15 protein-coding genes and 1 pseudogene are annotated in these 15,979 nt (G+C 39.2%); 13 read left to right on the top strand and 3 right to left on the bottom strand.

The window, feature by feature from the left end:
- Positions 1 to 361: 361 nt before the first annotated feature.
- From BMZ99_RS24375 to BMZ99_RS24350, 6 genes are all read left to right on the top strand, one after another.
- Positions 362 to 1,255 carry a dihydrodipicolinate synthase family protein gene (locus BMZ99_RS24375; protein WP_090944180.1) on the top strand — a complete coding sequence of 298 codons (894 nt, stop codon included), beginning with the start codon at positions 362 to 364 and terminating at the stop codon, positions 1,253 to 1,255.
- A 19-nt stretch (positions 1,256 to 1,274) separates the two neighbouring features.
- Positions 1,275 to 2,948: a dihydroxy-acid dehydratase gene (gene ilvD, locus BMZ99_RS24370; protein ID WP_217645148.1), complete on the top strand. Its 1,674-nt coding sequence runs from the start codon at positions 1,275 to 1,277 to the stop codon at positions 2,946 to 2,948.
- A gap of 124 nt (positions 2,949 to 3,072) precedes the next feature.
- Positions 3,073 to 4,434 carry an MFS transporter gene (locus BMZ99_RS24365; RefSeq protein ID WP_090944177.1) on the top strand — a complete coding sequence of 454 codons (1,362 nt, stop codon included), beginning with the start codon at positions 3,073 to 3,075 and terminating at the stop codon, positions 4,432 to 4,434.
- 143 nt (positions 4,435 to 4,577) lie between these two features.
- Positions 4,578 to 5,360 (top strand): IclR family transcriptional regulator, encoded by a 783-nt coding sequence (locus tag BMZ99_RS24360; protein ID WP_090944174.1) that lies wholly within the window; start codon positions 4,578 to 4,580, stop codon positions 5,358 to 5,360.
- Positions 5,361 to 5,390: 30 nt separating this feature from the next.
- The gene (locus tag BMZ99_RS24355) at positions 5,391 to 6,248 is read left to right on the top strand and encodes an NAD(P)-dependent oxidoreductase (RefSeq protein WP_090944171.1); all 858 of its coding nucleotides are present in this window, start codon (positions 5,391 to 5,393) and stop codon (positions 6,246 to 6,248) included.
- A gap of 44 nt (positions 6,249 to 6,292) precedes the next feature.
- Positions 6,293 to 7,030: a sulfite exporter TauE/SafE family protein gene (locus BMZ99_RS24350; protein ID WP_090944168.1), complete on the top strand. Its 738-nt coding sequence runs from the start codon at positions 6,293 to 6,295 to the stop codon at positions 7,028 to 7,030.
- Positions 7,031 to 7,462: 432 nt separating this feature from the next.
- On the opposite strand, the pseudogene BMZ99_RS27670 reads toward BMZ99_RS24350, so the two are convergent.
- Positions 7,463 to 7,636: pseudogene (locus BMZ99_RS27670) on the bottom strand (IS3 family transposase); the annotation flags it as partial.
- 54 nt (positions 7,637 to 7,690) lie between these two features.
- Positions 7,691 to 7,936, bottom strand: coding sequence for a hypothetical protein (locus tag BMZ99_RS24340; RefSeq protein WP_217645147.1), 246 nt, complete (start codon positions 7,934 to 7,936; stop codon positions 7,691 to 7,693).
- 153 nt (positions 7,937 to 8,089) lie between these two features.
- Here BMZ99_RS24340 and BMZ99_RS24335 point away from each other — a divergent pair, with 153 nt between their 5' ends.
- From BMZ99_RS24335 to BMZ99_RS24310, 6 genes are all read left to right on the top strand, one after another.
- Positions 8,090 to 8,272, top strand: coding sequence for a hypothetical protein (locus BMZ99_RS24335; protein WP_175490693.1), 183 nt, complete (start codon positions 8,090 to 8,092; stop codon positions 8,270 to 8,272).
- Positions 8,273 to 8,379: 107 nt separating this feature from the next.
- Positions 8,380 to 9,381: an aldo/keto reductase gene (locus tag BMZ99_RS24330; RefSeq protein ID WP_090944166.1), complete on the top strand. Its 1,002-nt coding sequence runs from the start codon at positions 8,380 to 8,382 to the stop codon at positions 9,379 to 9,381.
- A gap of 82 nt (positions 9,382 to 9,463) precedes the next feature.
- Complete coding sequence (locus tag BMZ99_RS24325) at positions 9,464 to 10,588, top strand: aldo/keto reductase (RefSeq protein ID WP_090944162.1); 1,125 nt, start codon at positions 9,464 to 9,466, stop codon at positions 10,586 to 10,588.
- Between the two features lie 33 nt (positions 10,589 to 10,621).
- A complete protein-coding gene (locus tag BMZ99_RS24320) occupies positions 10,622 to 11,776 on the top strand; it encodes an aldo/keto reductase (protein WP_090944159.1) in 1,155 nt (384 codons plus the stop codon).
- 101 nt (positions 11,777 to 11,877) lie between these two features.
- Positions 11,878 to 13,044, top strand: coding sequence for an iron-containing alcohol dehydrogenase (locus tag BMZ99_RS24315; RefSeq protein ID WP_090944156.1), 1,167 nt, complete (start codon positions 11,878 to 11,880; stop codon positions 13,042 to 13,044).
- 67 nt (positions 13,045 to 13,111) lie between these two features.
- Positions 13,112 to 13,498, top strand: coding sequence for a MerR family transcriptional regulator (locus tag BMZ99_RS24310; RefSeq protein WP_090944153.1), 387 nt, complete (start codon positions 13,112 to 13,114; stop codon positions 13,496 to 13,498).
- Between the two features lie 103 nt (positions 13,499 to 13,601).
- Here the strand turns inward: BMZ99_RS24310 and BMZ99_RS24305 are convergent, their stop codons facing one another.
- Positions 13,602 to 14,546: a GDSL-type esterase/lipase family protein gene (locus tag BMZ99_RS24305; protein ID WP_090944150.1), complete on the bottom strand. Its 945-nt coding sequence runs from the start codon at positions 14,544 to 14,546 to the stop codon at positions 13,602 to 13,604.
- A gap of 473 nt (positions 14,547 to 15,019) precedes the next feature.
- Here BMZ99_RS24305 and BMZ99_RS24295 point away from each other — a divergent pair, with 473 nt between their 5' ends.
- Positions 15,020 to 15,967, top strand: coding sequence for a sugar kinase (locus BMZ99_RS24295; protein ID WP_090944144.1), 948 nt, complete (start codon positions 15,020 to 15,022; stop codon positions 15,965 to 15,967).
- Positions 15,968 to 15,979 lie beyond the last annotated feature (12 nt).

Here is a 15,979-nt window from a genome sequence, read left to right as displayed (position 1 = left end):
CATAGAAATCTCACCACCTTTCTGGCTGAGAATAAGAAAGATAGAAAAGGAATACCCTGATCTTATTCACTGACCGCAGCCTCGCATAATAAGCATTCATCTGTGAAAGTCATTTTGCTGGATACCTTTCGCCCAGAGACGCAACATCTGTGTTAGCGGTATTTGATGAATAAGGCAGGCGTCAAGCTTTATAAGCAATAACCAAAAGGTTTCGCAAGGAGGATAAGACGTTACCTTTGCTAAATTCTCTTACAAATATTTTAGCATCAAGGGGTTCCTTTACGTGTTGAAAAAATAAAATAAGTTTTGTAAACAACGGCGGATTGTTGCTTACAAAACTTATTATACGAGGAGGTATATTATGAATTATTCGAAGATTCGGGGAGTTATCGCAGCAATGGTTACCCCGTTGGATGATGTCACAGGAGAAGTAAGTTTCGATGGTTTAAGTAAGTTGCTTAATTACTTAGTTGAAGGGGGAGTGCACGGTCTTTTTCCTTGCGGCTCCACAGGAGAAGGACTTCTTTTGTCAAAAAAAGAGAGAATGCAAATTGTAGAATTCATTGTTCGAGAAGTAAAAGGGAAAATACCGATTATTGTTCATACTGGTTCTATACATTTGGATGAAGCAATTCATTTGACATGTCACTCCCGTGATATCGGCGCCCAAGGTGCTGCGCTCATTCCTCCATACTACTATGGTATGGATGAAGCAGCTATGGAAAACTATTTTGGTACAATTGCTGCAAGTGCTCCGGATTTCCCCTTATATATCTATAACATACCGGGGAATACAAAAAATACTGTATCAGTGCCACTTATGCTAAACCTCTCATCAAAATACTCCAATATAATTGGTCTCAAAGAAAGTAGCATGGATTTTATGAATTTTATTAATTTCCAGCAGGTTTTACCTCTGGATTATACTATTTTGATGGGAAATGATGCACAGATATATTCTAGTGTTTTGATGGGGGGAGCTGGGGCTATATCCGCAACGGCAACCGTTTTCCCAGAGAAAGTAGTAGAAATCTATGAGCAACTTCAAAATGGAAATCAGTCTCAGGCATTACAAGCACAAGATACTGTTACAAAATTACGGGCTATTTGGCGAAAGTATCCACCTATAGCTCCTTATAAAATTGCATTAAGGCTTAAGGGAATAAATGTTGGATTACCACGTTTACCATTGAGGACATTGACCTCTAATGAAATAAATAGACTTATATCTGACCTTGAATCTCTTGATATTTAAATAATAGGAGGGGATTGCGTTGTTAAGCAAAGATAAAAAGTATCGCAGTAGCGAAGTGGTAGTAGGAATGGATAAGGGAGGACCGCGAGCTCACCTGAAAAATATGGGTGTATTACCCAAAGAAATGGAAAAGCCCTTTATCGCCATTGTGAATACCTATAATGAGATGCATCCAGGACATTTTCATTTAAATGAATTGGTAAAATGTATTCGTGACGGAGTATATGCTGCTGGAGGTATTCCATTTGAATTTGGTACTATTGCAATATGTGATGGTTTTGCCCAAGCTAACAAGGGTATGTGCTATGCGTTGCCGAGTAGAGAGGTTGTTGCTGATTCCATTGAAGTTATGATAGAAGGACATCGATATGATGGAGTTGTATTGGTTGGTGGTTGTGACAAAACAGTACCATCTCTGTTAATGGCGGCCGCGCGAATGAATTTACCAGCAATAATTGTAACTGGTGGACCGATGATGCCAGGCAGATATGAAGGAAAGGAATTCGCAACTTTTGAACTGAAAGAAGCCGCTGGAAAAGTGCAACGTGGTTTAATGAGTGAAGAAGACTTTGACGAAATGGAAAGCTGCTTATCACCTTCGCCTGGCTCCTGTGCAATGATGGGAACTGCAAATAGTATGTCCGTAGTGGCAGAGGCTCTTGGACTTACTTTGCCCGGTTGTGCAACTGCTCTAGCAATAGAAGGGAAAAAACGTAGAATAGCTAAGGAGAGTGGCTACCGCATTGTCGAATTAGTTAACAAGGGATTTAATTCCAGTTCAATTTTGACATATTCAGCATTCGAAAATGCAATGAAGGTTGCAATGGCAGTTGGTGGCTCTACTAATTGTTTATTGCATATCCCGGCTATTGCAAACGAGGTTAATATAAAAATAACCCCAGAAGATTTCCAAAGGATTAGTAGTTCAACACCTTATTTAGCCAAGATTAAACCTAGTGGACAACAATATACACTAAAGGATCTAGAAGATGCAGGGGGAGTCCCGGCAATTATGAAGGAATTGATATCGTTATTGGATGGTACGCAACAAACTGTTTGCGGACAAACAATTGGTGAGATTGCTGTTAGCGCTAAAAACAGAAACAAAGATGTTGTCCGCTCCATTGAAACGGCTCACAGTCAGCAAGGAAGCTTAGCTATACTGTATGGTAATCTATCTCCTAATGGTGCTGCTGTAAAGCAAACTGCTGTTAAGCCTGAAATGCTTTGCCATCAGGGGGCAGCTCGTGTTTTCAATAGTGAAAATGATGCTGTAGCTGCAATTTCTGCGGGGGAAATTAACCACGGTGACGTGATTGTAATCAAATATGAAGGTCCAAAGGGTGGTCCAGGCATGCGTGAGATGCTTACAGCCACTTCCTACTTAGTTGGTATGGGATTGGATGATGTAGCTTTAATCACTGATGGACGCTTTTCTGGTGCTACTCGAGGTCCATGTATTGGTCATGTTTCACCAGAGGCTGCAAGTGGTGGCCTGATTGGGTTAATTGAAGATGGAGATCAGATTTTAATTGATATACCTGGTCGCAAACTTGAATTGTTGGTTAATGAAGCAACAATTACAGATCGTCGCGGAAAGTTTCAAAATATTCCTCCCAAAATTGATCATGGCTATTTGCGTCGATATGTTAATGTAGTTAGTTCAGCTGATGAAGGAGCAATATTAAAATAGACTTTTTCCTTACACTTTGAAAAATAGAAAAAGGATTGTAAGTCTAAGTTACAGGAAATCAGCGCATTAAATTTAACTGGAGCCTGGAGACAGGCTCCACAATTTAAATAGGAGGGTGTAGTTAATGATCGAACTTGAGGAGAAAAATAGCAATGACGCCCTGGCAGCGGAAGATAAGAGAATAGAGCAAAAGAAAACAAAATACCGATGGGTTGTTCTCTTGATTATTATGACTACTTATCTCATTCAATATGCTGATCGTTCAAATCTTGCTATAGTTTTACCATATTTGCGTCAGGAATATCCAATTAGTAATTTAGAAGCAGGGCTCCTAATGAGTTTATTCTTTTTAGGATATGTGATTACTCAACTTCCTTCCAGTCTACTTTATCGGCGCTTTGGTACACGCACTATAGTACCGATATCAGTAGTGGGTTTTTCCATATTCACTTATCTAATTGGTACAACACACTCAGCATTTGCTATAAAATGGCTTAGGTTAGGACTTGGGTTAGCAGAAGGACCGACTCCTATAGGAATAACTACTACAATTAACAATTGGTTTCCCCCGAAAGAAAAAGCTACTGCTATAGGTATAGGTTATGTTGGCGCAACTATGATTGCACCAATTATAATACCGCCGTTATGCGTTTGGATAATGGTTAACTATGGATGGCGTTCAGTATTTCATTGGTTCGCAATACCAGGATTCGTAGTTTCAATTATTTGGTATTTATGGGTGAGAAGTCGTCCTGAGGAATGCCCATATTGTAATGAAGCCGAAATCGAATACATTAAAGATACTGAAAGCATATCTGCTTCTAACCAAACAAAATTGCATCGGTCACTAGGTTGGCTAGGTAAAATATTGAGGGTAAAGAAAATTCGTCAACTCGAGAAGAGCAAAGACGTATTTACATCAAAAGATATATGGCTCACTGCCATTGGTTACATGTTGATTCTCGTGGTTAATAATGGCATGATAACATGGATACCATCTTATCTTGTTACTGAAAAGCATTATTCATTCATAAAGATGGGATTTATGTCTGCTTTGCCATGGATTGGAGGGTTTCTTGGCTCCTCGGTCGGTGGTTGGCTTTCTGATAAAGTATTTGTCAAACTCCGCAAGCCAACCATGCTTATTACTTCATTAATGACTGCAGTTCTAATGGCCGTATTAATAAATATACCGGAAAACATAACTGTGATAGGGATTACCTTATTCACAATCGGATTCTTTTTGCAACTTGGATATCCCGGATTTACTGCCTATCCGATGGGTATTGCTAATAAAGCAACTTATCCAACAGCTATTGCGCTAGTTAATAGTGTAGGCAATCTGGGGGGGTTTATCTCACCTATCGTTGCTGGTTTCTTGCTTGATACCTTCCAAGTGTATAGTGCTACATTTGTATTTTTCGGTATTGCAGCGATCCTTTCTTTTGCATGTGTATTATTGATAGATGAACCCGAAGAGATATAACTGTGATTTATAATAACTATTAGTTACCCCTATTTTTCACATAATTGGAATACGGAGATCTATACTACGTGTTTGGCAGGAAATTAAACTCCATAATCGAATAGTATAAAAAGCATTTGTTAAAGTAGCTGGGGGGGAAGGTAGTGAAAGAATCAGAAGCCAAAGAAAGCGTTACAGAGAGTAATATTGATCCAACTTTAAAAGCAATAGCTATCATGGAATATCTATCTACTTGTAGTACAGGTAAAGGTATTGCTGATATTAGTCGAGGTACTGGACTAAATAAAAGCACTATTCATCGTATTCTTAATGCTTTAGTGGCAAGAAACTATGTTATAAAAGATGAAGAAACACGACTTTACCGTTTAGGGCTAAAAATTTTACAATTGAGCAATGTAGTGCTTGACTCGTTACAAGTCAAAAATATTGCACATGATTTAATGCTGTCATTGGCAGAGGAATGCCGGGAAACTATTCACCTTATATGGTTAGAAGGTAATAAAGGTGTTTATGTGGATAAAATTGATACACCTGAATCTGTTGGACTTCTATCCCAAATGGGAATGCAGATAACATTATATTGTACTGCTGCTGGCAAAGCTATACTGGCCTTCAGTGAAGCCAGTCAGATAGAAGATTATCTGCAAAAGACAGACATAGTTGCCATGACACCATTTACTTTATGCGACAAGCAACAAATTATATTACAGCTTAAGCAAATCCGTTACCAGGGTTATGCTTTGGATAAGGAAGAAAATAGGTTGGGGATAGTTTGTGTTGCTGCGCCAATCTTTCAAGGTAAAAAGCCAATCGCTGCCATTAGTATTTCGGGACCGGCCTTCCGTTTTTCATCAGAGATAGCGGAGGGATGGGCATTACGTTTGATAGAGACGTGTGTCAATGTATCCAAGAAATTAGGTAGCTAAAATTTCTCAATGATATAGGGGGGACTAAATATGAAAATAGGTTATATCGGTTTAGGTTTAATGGGGGGGCCTTTAGCCAGAAATCTTATTAGAGATGGTAAAAATGTATTAGTGTATGATTTAAGTAATGATGCTATACAACAGACTTTAGCTGTGGGAACTACCGGATCGGCTGCCGCGAGTGTCGAGGATATGGTTGATTGTGATGTAGTTTTTACCAGTCTCCCTTTACCATCTCATATTAAAGACGTTATGATGTCGGAGAATGGTTTATTAACCATAATGAAAAAAGGTAGTGTTTATATTGATGTAAGTACGATTGATCCTAGTACTGCTGAGGAGATAGAGGATTTTGCAAGGGTTAGGGGCATTGGCTTTATCGGTTGTCCCCTTGGTAAAGGACCGGCTCAAGCTGAGAAAGCCGAACAACCAATTTTTGCCGGAGGAGATAAGGCTACCTTTGATAAGGTGCTGTCTGTTTTAAATATAGTAGGAGCGCCTGTGCATTATTTAGGTGGGGTAAAACAAGCGTATGCCTTTAAACTTATCAGTAATATGATTGGCATGACTAATCTGACAGTATTATCAGAAGGTCTGCGCCTAGGAGAACGAGCGGGCATTGAAGCCAAGCAGTTTCAAGAACTGCTGGTTGAAACAGGGGCAAACTCCTTTCAGTTACAAGTGAGAGGACCGTGGATTTTAAATAATGATTTTGCGAATCGTTTTGGTGTAAGTCTTGCGCTTAAAGATGTTCGATTAGGTTGTAAGATGGCAGATGGCTGGGGCTATGATGCCAGATTTACCAAACAGGCAAAGAAGTTCTATGAACAAGCGGAGCAGTCAGGTATGGGTAAAGAAGACTGCAATGCTGTGTATAAAGTGCTTTAAAGTGAATAAATACATTGATTCCGATAAATGAGAGGCTGAATGTTATGTATGATTTTTTTCAGACCTATTTATGGTCTTCAGCAGTCGTCATCATATTGGTTGCATCATTTATGCAGTCACTGACTGGATTTGGTTTGGCGGTTATAGCCGCTCCGCTTTTGATCATCATTTATGATCCTAAAGAAGTGGTACTGATTCTTCAGATACTATCACTGGCAATTAGTGTAGTATTTAGTGTTATTCTGCGTAAAAATGTTGACTGGAAGTTTGTGCTGATACTGTCGTTAGGATCGCTTCTTGGCCAGCCAATGGGGCTTGTCATTTATCATTTTGTACCGAGTAATATGCTGAAGATATTCATTAGCTTGCTTATATTATTTTTTTTACTTGTCAAGCAGATTAGCTGCAAGTCAATACAAGAAACTCAGGGAAAAAGCTTTATTGTGGGCTTAATATCTGGCATTCTCAACACATCTACTGCCTTGCCAGGTCCGCCCCTTATCCTTTATCTCACCTTAAGCAACCGTGAGAAGACATCTATGCGAGCCACTAGCATCGTCTATTTTGCTTTTCTAAATCTGACTGCAATTATAGGTTTTATTATCTCTCAGAAGGATTTATCAACTGCTGTCAGTCACACGGTTACGATGCTACCAGCTGCTATTGTTGGACTGATTTTAGGGAATCTACTTTTCCCTTACCTGTCGCAGAACCTGTTTCAGAAAATTATTTTTATCATGATGGCTTTTTCCTCAGTTTATACGATTTGCTCTATCCTATAATTTGTCATTTAATCAAAGCTCTTTGCGCATTATAGGCTACCCTTAATGGAATTATGACTGTTAATAACATTAGAACAGGAATAATGGCTGATCTGTGTTGGAGCTGATTTTACGGACATTACCATTTTTAGTAGCTAATATGCTTGTTGGGGAATATGCCCATAAAAATATTAAAGGAGAGACTTCTATAGAATTTGTTTCTTTATAGTGAACCTGGCACGAAAAATGATGAAAAGAGCCAAGAAACTTTAAATTTAAAGAGTTTCTGGCTCTTTTTTTGGATAATTTATTTTGGGGGACGGTTTGGAGTGGACCCCAAAATTCGTACACTATCCCTGCCTAAAATCTGGAAATAGTATGATAAACTTCACACTAAGATAAGAGGAAAAGGTGGAATTATTAAGATAAACTAAACACAAAATTAAGCAACTTTTATGAATTCAACCCCTCAAATTGGGCAGGGGAAAGATACTCAGAAGAGGAATACATTCTTTTGGTGTTGCAAGATAATTCAATATGTTTAAAGATTTCTTGCTGAGCTTGTTTAGGTGTCTCGAAATGAGCGTCCTGAATAAGCTCTCTTTTTATTGTTTTATAAAAGCATTCCTATTGATACTTGATATCGCTCTATGTGAACGTGGTAAGCCCTGAAAGTTAGCACTAGTAAAATCGACTAAAGAAAAGGGGTTGCTCCTTTCCCTTGGTCTTAGAACCGTACATGAGAGTTTCCCGCTCATATAGCTCAAGCATTTCTTCAGCATTTCTGGCGGCAACCGGTGATTTAAATTTCATTTTCCTTTTCACAAAATACTCTTCATGTATAAAGGGAATATTAGAAATCTGCAAATTAGGGTGGCGGATGATATCTATTCTTCTCAGGTTTATGAGGATGTACTTATCTGTCATGAACAACCATCTCTTCCCATTCTGTTCATGCCAATAGTTGTTAATCTCCACCATTTGTTTTGGTGTAGGGGTTTTGCCCATTGTTGATAAAAGATATAGTCTGTTATTGACGAAGAAGAGGCTTTTCGCGCATCAGGAGATGCCAGGTTTCCCATGATTATTGGCGTTTTATCGATGTTTTTCTGTCGTATTGCACTCGCTTATTTGTTAAGTATTTATTTTGGTATGGGAATGTTCGGTACATGGGTTGCTATGTTTATTGATTGGATTGTTAAGACCATCATTTTTGTATACCGATATATAAGTGGAAAATGGACTACGTTTCATGCGATTTAATTAATAATAAAAAAACTATTGACTTAGAGTAAACTCTAAGTGGTAAAGTTAAGATAATAAAAAAATGATAGAAAAGTAAAAACAAGTAAGCTAAGGGAGGTATAACGTTGAAATACAAAAAGTTAGGAAAGACAGGCATGGATGTATCAGCAGTTGGATTAGGCTGCATGGGAATGAGCACTGCTTACGGTCAGAAAGATGATAAAGAAAGTATTGCCACGTTGCAATATGCATTAGAACTTGGAATCAACTTTTGGGATACGGCTGATATTTATGGAAATGGCGCAAATGAGGAATTGATTTCTAAGGTGCTGGTTCCGAACCGCAATCAGATTTTTATTGCAACAAAATTTGCTTTTCGTGTAAGAGATGCAAAAGGAGACGCATTTGTTGGCGGTGATACGTATCTTGACGCTTCACCAAAGTGGATGAAACAGGCCGTTGAGGGTAGTCTCAGACGTTTGAAAATTGAGACCATTGACCTGTATTATGCACATCGTGTTGACCCTGCTGTTCCTGTAGAAGAAACAGTAGGTGCCATGTCTGAACTGGTAAAGGAAGGCAAAGTGCGTTACTTAGGTTTAAGTGAGTGTACACCAGAGGATCTGAAAAAGGCGTATGCTGTCCACCCCATAACGGCAGTACAGAGTGAATACTCATTACTCACCCGTGAAGTGGAAAAAGAGGTTCTTCCATTAACAAAAGAGTTAGGTATAACATTTGTTCCGTTTGCACCGCTAAGCCGTGGATTAATTACAAACAATCTCAATATAAGTACTCTTGCATCCAACGATTTCCGCAAAAATCTGCCGCGTTATAATGGCGAACATTTAGATAATAATCAAAAATTAGCGGCTGAATTTGCCGAATTTGCCGCAAGTAAAAATTGTACACCTGCGCAGCTTGCAATAGCATGGGTAATGGCGCAAAGTGATAACATCATTCCGATTCCTGGGACAAAACGCAGAACATATTTGGAAGAAAATAAAGGTGCGGCAGATGTAACTCTGACTGCTAAGGAGCTGACGGAGATCGAAAGCATAGTAAAGAAGTATCCCAATATTGGACCGCGCTACAGTGCCCGTGAAGACAAATTTGTAAAAAAGTAAAAAGCTTTTCGGTAGTGAGCCAGGTGCCTGAACGAGGTAACTGGTTTGCTGCGCTTGTAAAAAAGAACAGGAGGAAATAAGAATGGAACAGAAAAAATTAGGATTTGGCTTTATGCGATTACCAGTAGAAAATCAGGAAGATCCGACCAGTATTGATATGGATACGTTAAATCAAATGGTGGATACTTTTCTGGAAAGAGGCTTTACTTATTTTGACACCGCTTATATGTATCATGCTGGCAATAGTGAGATCGCAATTCGAGAGGCTGTAGTAAAGCGGCATCACAGAGACAGCTTCACCGTAGCTACAAAATTGCCAACTATGTTTTTGAAAACCAAGGAAGATCAGGAAAGAATTTTTAACGAACAGTTAGAAAAATGCGGTGTAGAGTACTTTGATTATTATCTCCTTCATAACCTGGGTGTAACGAATTATGAGACGGCTCAACGATTCGATAGCTTTGCATTTATTGAAGAAAAGAAAAAGACAGGAAAAATTAGACAGATGGGATTTTCTTTTCATGATCATGCAGAATTATTAGACGAAATCCTGACAGCGCATCCGGAAGTCGATTTTGTTCAGCTGCAGATTAATTATCTGGATTGGGATAACGAAAGTATTCAGTCACGAAAATGCTATGAAGTCGCAAGAAAACACAATAAACCGATTATTGTTATGGAACCTGTCAAGGGTGGTAACCTTGCGAATGTACCTGAAAAAGCAGAAAAATTATTTAGAGGGTATCATCCTGATTTGTCCATACCATCATGGGCTGTTCGTTATGCAGCAAGCCTTCAGGGAGTTATGATGGTGTTAAGTGGGATGTCTGACAAGGAACAGCTGCTGGATAATACAGGATATATGCAGGAGTTTAAGCCATTGGTGCAGGAAGAATATGATATTGTAAAACAAGCTGTAACGACTATTAATGAAGCTATTGCGGTTCCTTGTACAGCCTGCCAGTATTGTGTAGACGACTGTCCGAAACATATAGCCATCCCCAAGTATTTTGCATTATACAATACGGAGAAGCAATCGTTAAAAACAGCGTTTTCGATACAACAGGTCTATTATAATAACTACGCAAAAAAACATGGTAAAGCATCAGACTGTATCGGATGTAAGCAGTGTGAAAAACATTGTCCTCAGCATATTGAGATTACCAAAGCGTTAAAGGATGTAGCGGATACGTTTGAAGCATCCTAACTTCCTTTTTGAGATCATTATGGGGGTGGTTACTTGGAATATCGACAGCTCGGAAGAACAGGGATTAAGGTAAGTGCCATAGGGATTGGCGGTGAAGGATTTGAAAATAAAGGTTATGAAGACTGTGAAGCAATGATTGATTGCGCAGTCAAGGACGGTATTAATTTCATTGACCTATACAATTCAAATCCGAAAGTGAGAAGTAATGTTGGCAAAGTGCTAAGCAAATATCCTCGAAGCAGTATTGTGATTCAAGGGCATCTAGGTTCTACCTGGGATAATGGACAATATCGACGTACCAGAGATATTCATGAAGTCGTCAGCGCATATGAAGACTTTTTAACTAGAATGCAGTTAGACTATGTTGATGTAGGGATGATTCATTATGTGGATGACCAAAACGATTTTGACAGCATATTTAATGGAGAAATCATTAGATATGCCAAAGAATTAAAAGCAAGAGGGGTCGTTAAGTCTTTAGGAATATCAACGCATAATACAGATATTGCTTTTCGCGCAATGGCAACAGGAATCATTGATGTAATTTTATTTAGCATTAATGCTGCGTATGATATGCTGCCAGCCACTGAGGATGTATATAAACTATTTGAAGAAAGTACTTTTAAAAACAGGACCTATGAAGGTATTGACCCAAAGCGCGATAAGTTATACCAAACCTGTCAAAATGCGGGTGTGGCTTTAACCGTTATGAAAGGATATGCTGCCGGAGTGCTGTTAAGTGACAAACAATCGCCCTTTGAAAAAGCATTGACCCCAGTACAGTGTTTACATTACTGTTTAACCAGGCCCGCAGTTGCTTCTGTAATGGTTGGAGTATCGACTACTGATCAAATACATGCAGCAACCGCCTATGTTACTGCATGTGCTAAAGAGAAAGATTATAGTGAAGTTCTTGCAAATGCTCCAAGGAGTTCTTTTAGCGGACATTGTATGTATTGTGGACACTGTGCCCCATGCTCGAAAAAGATAGATATTGCATCCGTAAATAAATATTTAGATTTAGCATTCATCCAAGAAGAGGTTCCAGAAACACTAAAGAATCATTATGACTTATTGGAGCATCATGCAAGTGAGTGCATCGAATGTGGGTTATGTATGAAAAATTGTCCATTTGGTGTAGAGATTATTCATAAAATGAAACAGGCGGCTGCACTATTTAGCAAGTAAAGAGTGATGCATGCCACCAGATGAATGTGATAAGAAAACTTGACTTGAAGTGAACTCCAAGATTTATACTGATAATATAAGAATCGTTAGGAGGCTGAATCATGTTAAACTTTGATTTTTATAATCCGACACATATTATATTTGGCAAGGATAGGCTTGAGAGTATTGGTACGTATGTTCCGACTGAAGCGACTGTCTTAATTACCTATGGAGGTGGAAGTGCTAAAAAGAGCGGTCTTATCGACAAGGTTAAAACGATGCTTGGGAACAGAACGTTTTTTGAATTCGGTGGTATAGAGCCAAATCCGCGTTACGAAACATTGGTAAAAGCCGTAGAAATTGTACGCAATGAGAAAATTGATTTTATCCTTGCTGTCGGCGGTGGTTCTGTTATCGATGGAACTAAATTCATAACCCTTGCGGCTTATTATGATGGGGATTCCCATGATCTGCTCCAATATGGTTTATCGCTGATTCCTTTGGATGTAGCAGGGAAGGCAGTTTCATTCGGTACCGTGCTTACTTTGCCTGCTACTGGCTCTGAAATGAATAATGGTGCTGTAATCAGCTATGGGCATGGAAAATACCCCGTAATGAGTGTGTTAACGTTTCCTAAATTTTCAATAGTAGATCCGACTTTAACTTTTACACTTCCCAAGATTCAGGTTGCCAATGGAGTGGTTGATGCATTTGTGCATACTACGGAGCAATATCTCACCTATCCTGTGGATGCCAAGGTACAGGACCGAATCGCTGAAGGGATTTTACTCACATTGATTGAAATAGGGGACACTACCATTGCTGAACCGGAAAATTATGATGCACGTGCAAATCATGTTTGGAGTGCTACTCTTGCATTGAATGGGTTAATTGGTGCCGGGGTTCCGCAGGACTGGACGACTCATATGATCGGACATGAGCTTACTGCATTATTTGGCATAGATCACGGACAGACGTTAGCGATTGTATTGCCAGCATTACTTGAGGTAAGACGCGAGCAAAAACGCGCTAAACTTCTGCAGTATGCTACGCGTGTATGGCACATAGAGAGCGGCAGCGAAGAGGAAAAGATCGATTTGGCCATTCTGAAAACTAGAGAATTCTTTGAAGGCCTTGGTATAAAAACGCACCTTTCCCAATATGGTGTTGGAGCGGATAAAATACCGGTTATTGTTGAACAGCTGAAGGATCATGGGATGACGGCACTTTCAGAAACAGGGGATATTACATTGGATGTAAGCCAAAAGATTCTTGAAAGAGCAATGTGATTTTCTTTGTGACAAGATGACTTTGTGAATCCAAGTATTATAATAGTAAGAATAGAGGTGAAACAGCATGACGATTACAGAAGTAAGTCAAAAATATGATATGCCCCAGGACACACTTCGCTATTACGAACGCATCGGACTCATTCCTCGTGTGAATCGCAATAAAAGCAGAATCAGAGATTATACGGAGGAAGATTGTAAGTGGGTCGAGTTTATCAAATGTATGCGAGGTGCAGGTCTTCCCATTGAAGTATTAATTGAGTATGTTGGGCTGTTTCAACAAGGGGACGAAACAGTCGAGGCAAGAAAAGAACTCTTTATTGAGCAGCGTAATCAGCTCGTCGCGAGAATGGAAGATATGAAAAATACGCTGGAACGTCTGGATTATAAAATTGCAAGCTATGAACAGAAAGTAGTTGAAAAGGAAAAAGAACTACGAAGGTCTGGAGAATAGCAGTTATTACTAAAATGGAATCAAACAGAGAGAATCAAATTGACAAGATATAAAAATATATTATATTTCTCATTGCATGGCCTTTATTTGAAAGCGTGGTGAATCATTCGAGACTGCTTTGCCAGGCCAATTCTATAATACGATCCCAGTTGGCATTTACGGCAGCGGCAATTTTCTTTTTCCCTTCAATATCCAAATGCAGCCCGTCAGTTGCCAATTTCGAAGGAAGGATTCCATTGCTATATTTCATTTCATGTGCTACATCGATGTGTACCTGAGTCCGAACAAAATCGTTAACTAACTGCATTTGTTCCTGCCAATCCGGAGCTGTAGGCTCATCAAATACTTTTTTGATATTTTCCGGATTAATTGGCGGCAGTGTCAACAATACAGGACGGATATTGTTGATAAGGCATTTTTCTTTTAGCATCTTCAAATCTGCAATAATATTTTCTGCTGTTGCCCCTCCACGCAGACTGTTTGTACCAGCTAAAATGATGAGATACTGAGGGTGAAAAGGTAAAACATCCCGTTCAAATCTCTCAACCATTGTTTCACTGGTATCGCCGCTTTTCCCAAGGTTTATGCTTGGGAAATTAAGATAATATTGATAACTGTACTCCCAATCTGCCGGTGAATAGGAAACGCTGCCGCCGCCATGAGTAATGCTATCGCCAAAAGTCGCCACAGCAGCATGCATAGTGGGATTAACACTAAATTGTCCAGCATCCGAGTATACGCCAACTGGGGCTCCATTCTGGTCAAGACCTCGTACCCTCCAGTAAAAAGGTTTCTCAGCTATTCTAGGATTTTTATCATAGTAGTCAAACCCTATAGCAAAAGCTGAGTCGATTCTGTGGATGGATGGAAGAGTTCCGTTGGGATTCTCCGGCAAATCATCCAGTATTTCCACCTCATACGTTTCTGCTCCGCTGATTGGAATCCAGGCATAAACCGGATATAAGAGCGTGGCACCAGGACTTTGATTAAAAATGGAAGTAGGAATAGGTTTCTGAATAACGTCTTGTTGCGGATCAATTTGTATCATTTCTGCATTAGAGAACTTATGGAGGCCTGCCTTTGCTGGAAATCAACGGTTGAGACTGGCGTCGTCATGCATCCAGTCCACGCAGACAATGTCTCGCTAGTTTCGGAAATAAGACATTCTGCCCAACCGTGCATTGCAAAACTTAATGAACAGATCAAAAAACTACCTATAAATAATATTCTTCTCACTAGTTCCTCCCTTACGATTGTGAAGAGTTCTATTAACATATTTGGAGGCTTTCCTCTCTCTAATACGAGTTAAAAGTGTTTTTATTTTATATTACAATCTGGAGTATACTCAAAGTCAATAGGCTTAATAAAAAATAACGCAAAATGATAGAAGAATTAAAAAAATAGACTTGCTTAACAATAAATCATAAGCAAGAGCTTGATAAATAGTTAGAATGTGATATTATTAAATTAACTTAATTAATTAAGTTAATAAAGTTAGTTTATGGAGGTGTTTAAAAAATCATGCCGGAAGTGATGACAATCGGAGAAAGTATGGTTATGTTGATTGCAAACCAAGGAAAAGCACTGGAATTAGTTTCAGATTTTTCCCGCCATCTCGCTGGGGCGGAATCTAATGTTGCAATTGGTTTAGCTAGATTAGGGCATCAGACTGGATGGATAAGTGCAATTGGTAATGATCCTTTTGGCACGTATATACGTAATACCATTTCTGGTGAAGGTGTTGATACATCTGCTATAACTGTATCATTGGTGCATTCTACAGGTATGCTTGTGAAAGAACGAAATGATGGGGGAGATCCCCAAGTGTATTATTATCGGAAAGATTCAGCTGCAGCTAATTTCACACCAGAGATGCTGCAAGAGAGTTATTTTGAGAATGGAAAAATACTTCATATAACAGGCATCTTTCCAGCCCTTAGCCCTAGTAGTAAAGACGCTCTATTCACCGCCATCAAGATGGCAAAAAAACATGGACTTATGATTTCCTTTGATCCTAATATCCGCCTAAAACTCTGGACGGCTCAAGAAGCAAAGGAAACGCTGCTGGAAATTGCTGAAATGTCGGATTTAATATTACCAGGATTACATGAAGCTGAATTATTGGTAGGAACAACTAACTGGGAACAGGTTTCAAAGTTTTTTCATGAGAAAGGCAATCAATTTGTTATCATGAAAAATGGTGCCGATGGTGCTTATTATTCCATTCGTGAAAGGGATGGCTCTATAATAGAAGGTTACAAAAACGGTTTTAAAGTGGAGACAGTTGTTGATACGGTTGGTGCTGGCGATGGTTTTGCTGTTGGCTTATTATCGGCCATGCGTGAAGGTCTATCTTTGGGCGAAGCCGTTACGCGGGGAAATGCTATTGGTTCCATGGCTGTAATGGTCAGAGGGGATTATGATGGATATCCAACGAGGGAACAACTAGAGGCGTATTTGGCTAAGTAGTTTGCTATGTAG

Source organism: Pelosinus propionicus DSM 13327 (genome assembly GCF_900114615.1).
GTDB lineage: Bacteria > Bacillota > Negativicutes > DSM-13327 > DSM-13327 > Pelosinus > Pelosinus propionicus.
Note: the sequence above shows the minus strand (reverse complement) of the source record. Positions and strands in the feature narration are given on the sequence as shown.

Bases quoted from the DNA above. Each gene is read 5' to 3' on its own strand.
- BMZ99_RS24310 (WP_090944153.1), top strand. From the start codon at position 13,112: ATGACGATTACAGAAGTAAGTCAAAAATATGATATGCCCCAGGACACA.
- BMZ99_RS24325 (WP_090944162.1), top strand. From the start codon at position 9,464: ATGGAACAGAAAAAATTAGGATTTGGCTTTATGCGATTACCAGTAGAA.
- BMZ99_RS24315 (WP_090944156.1), top strand. From the start codon at position 11,878: ATGTTAAACTTTGATTTTTATAATCCGACACATATTATATTTGGCAAG.
- BMZ99_RS24355 (WP_090944171.1), top strand. From the start codon at position 5,391: ATGAAAATAGGTTATATCGGTTTAGGTTTAATGGGGGGGCCTTTAGCC.
- BMZ99_RS24295 (WP_090944144.1), top strand. From the start codon at position 15,020: ATGCCGGAAGTGATGACAATCGGAGAAAGTATGGTTATGTTGATTGCA.
- BMZ99_RS24335 (WP_175490693.1), top strand. From the start codon at position 8,090: ATGATTATTGGCGTTTTATCGATGTTTTTCTGTCGTATTGCACTCGCT.
- BMZ99_RS24305 (WP_090944150.1), bottom strand. From the start codon at position 14,546: ATGATACAAATTGATCCGCAACAAGACGTTATTCAGAAACCTATTCCT.
- BMZ99_RS24350 (WP_090944168.1), top strand. From the start codon at position 6,293: ATGTATGATTTTTTTCAGACCTATTTATGGTCTTCAGCAGTCGTCATC.
- BMZ99_RS24340 (WP_217645147.1), bottom strand. From the start codon at position 7,936: ATGACAGATAAGTACATCCTCATAAACCTGAGAAGAATAGATATCATC.
- BMZ99_RS24375 (WP_090944180.1), top strand. From the start codon at position 362: ATGAATTATTCGAAGATTCGGGGAGTTATCGCAGCAATGGTTACCCCG.
- BMZ99_RS24365 (WP_090944177.1), top strand. From the start codon at position 3,073: ATGATCGAACTTGAGGAGAAAAATAGCAATGACGCCCTGGCAGCGGAA.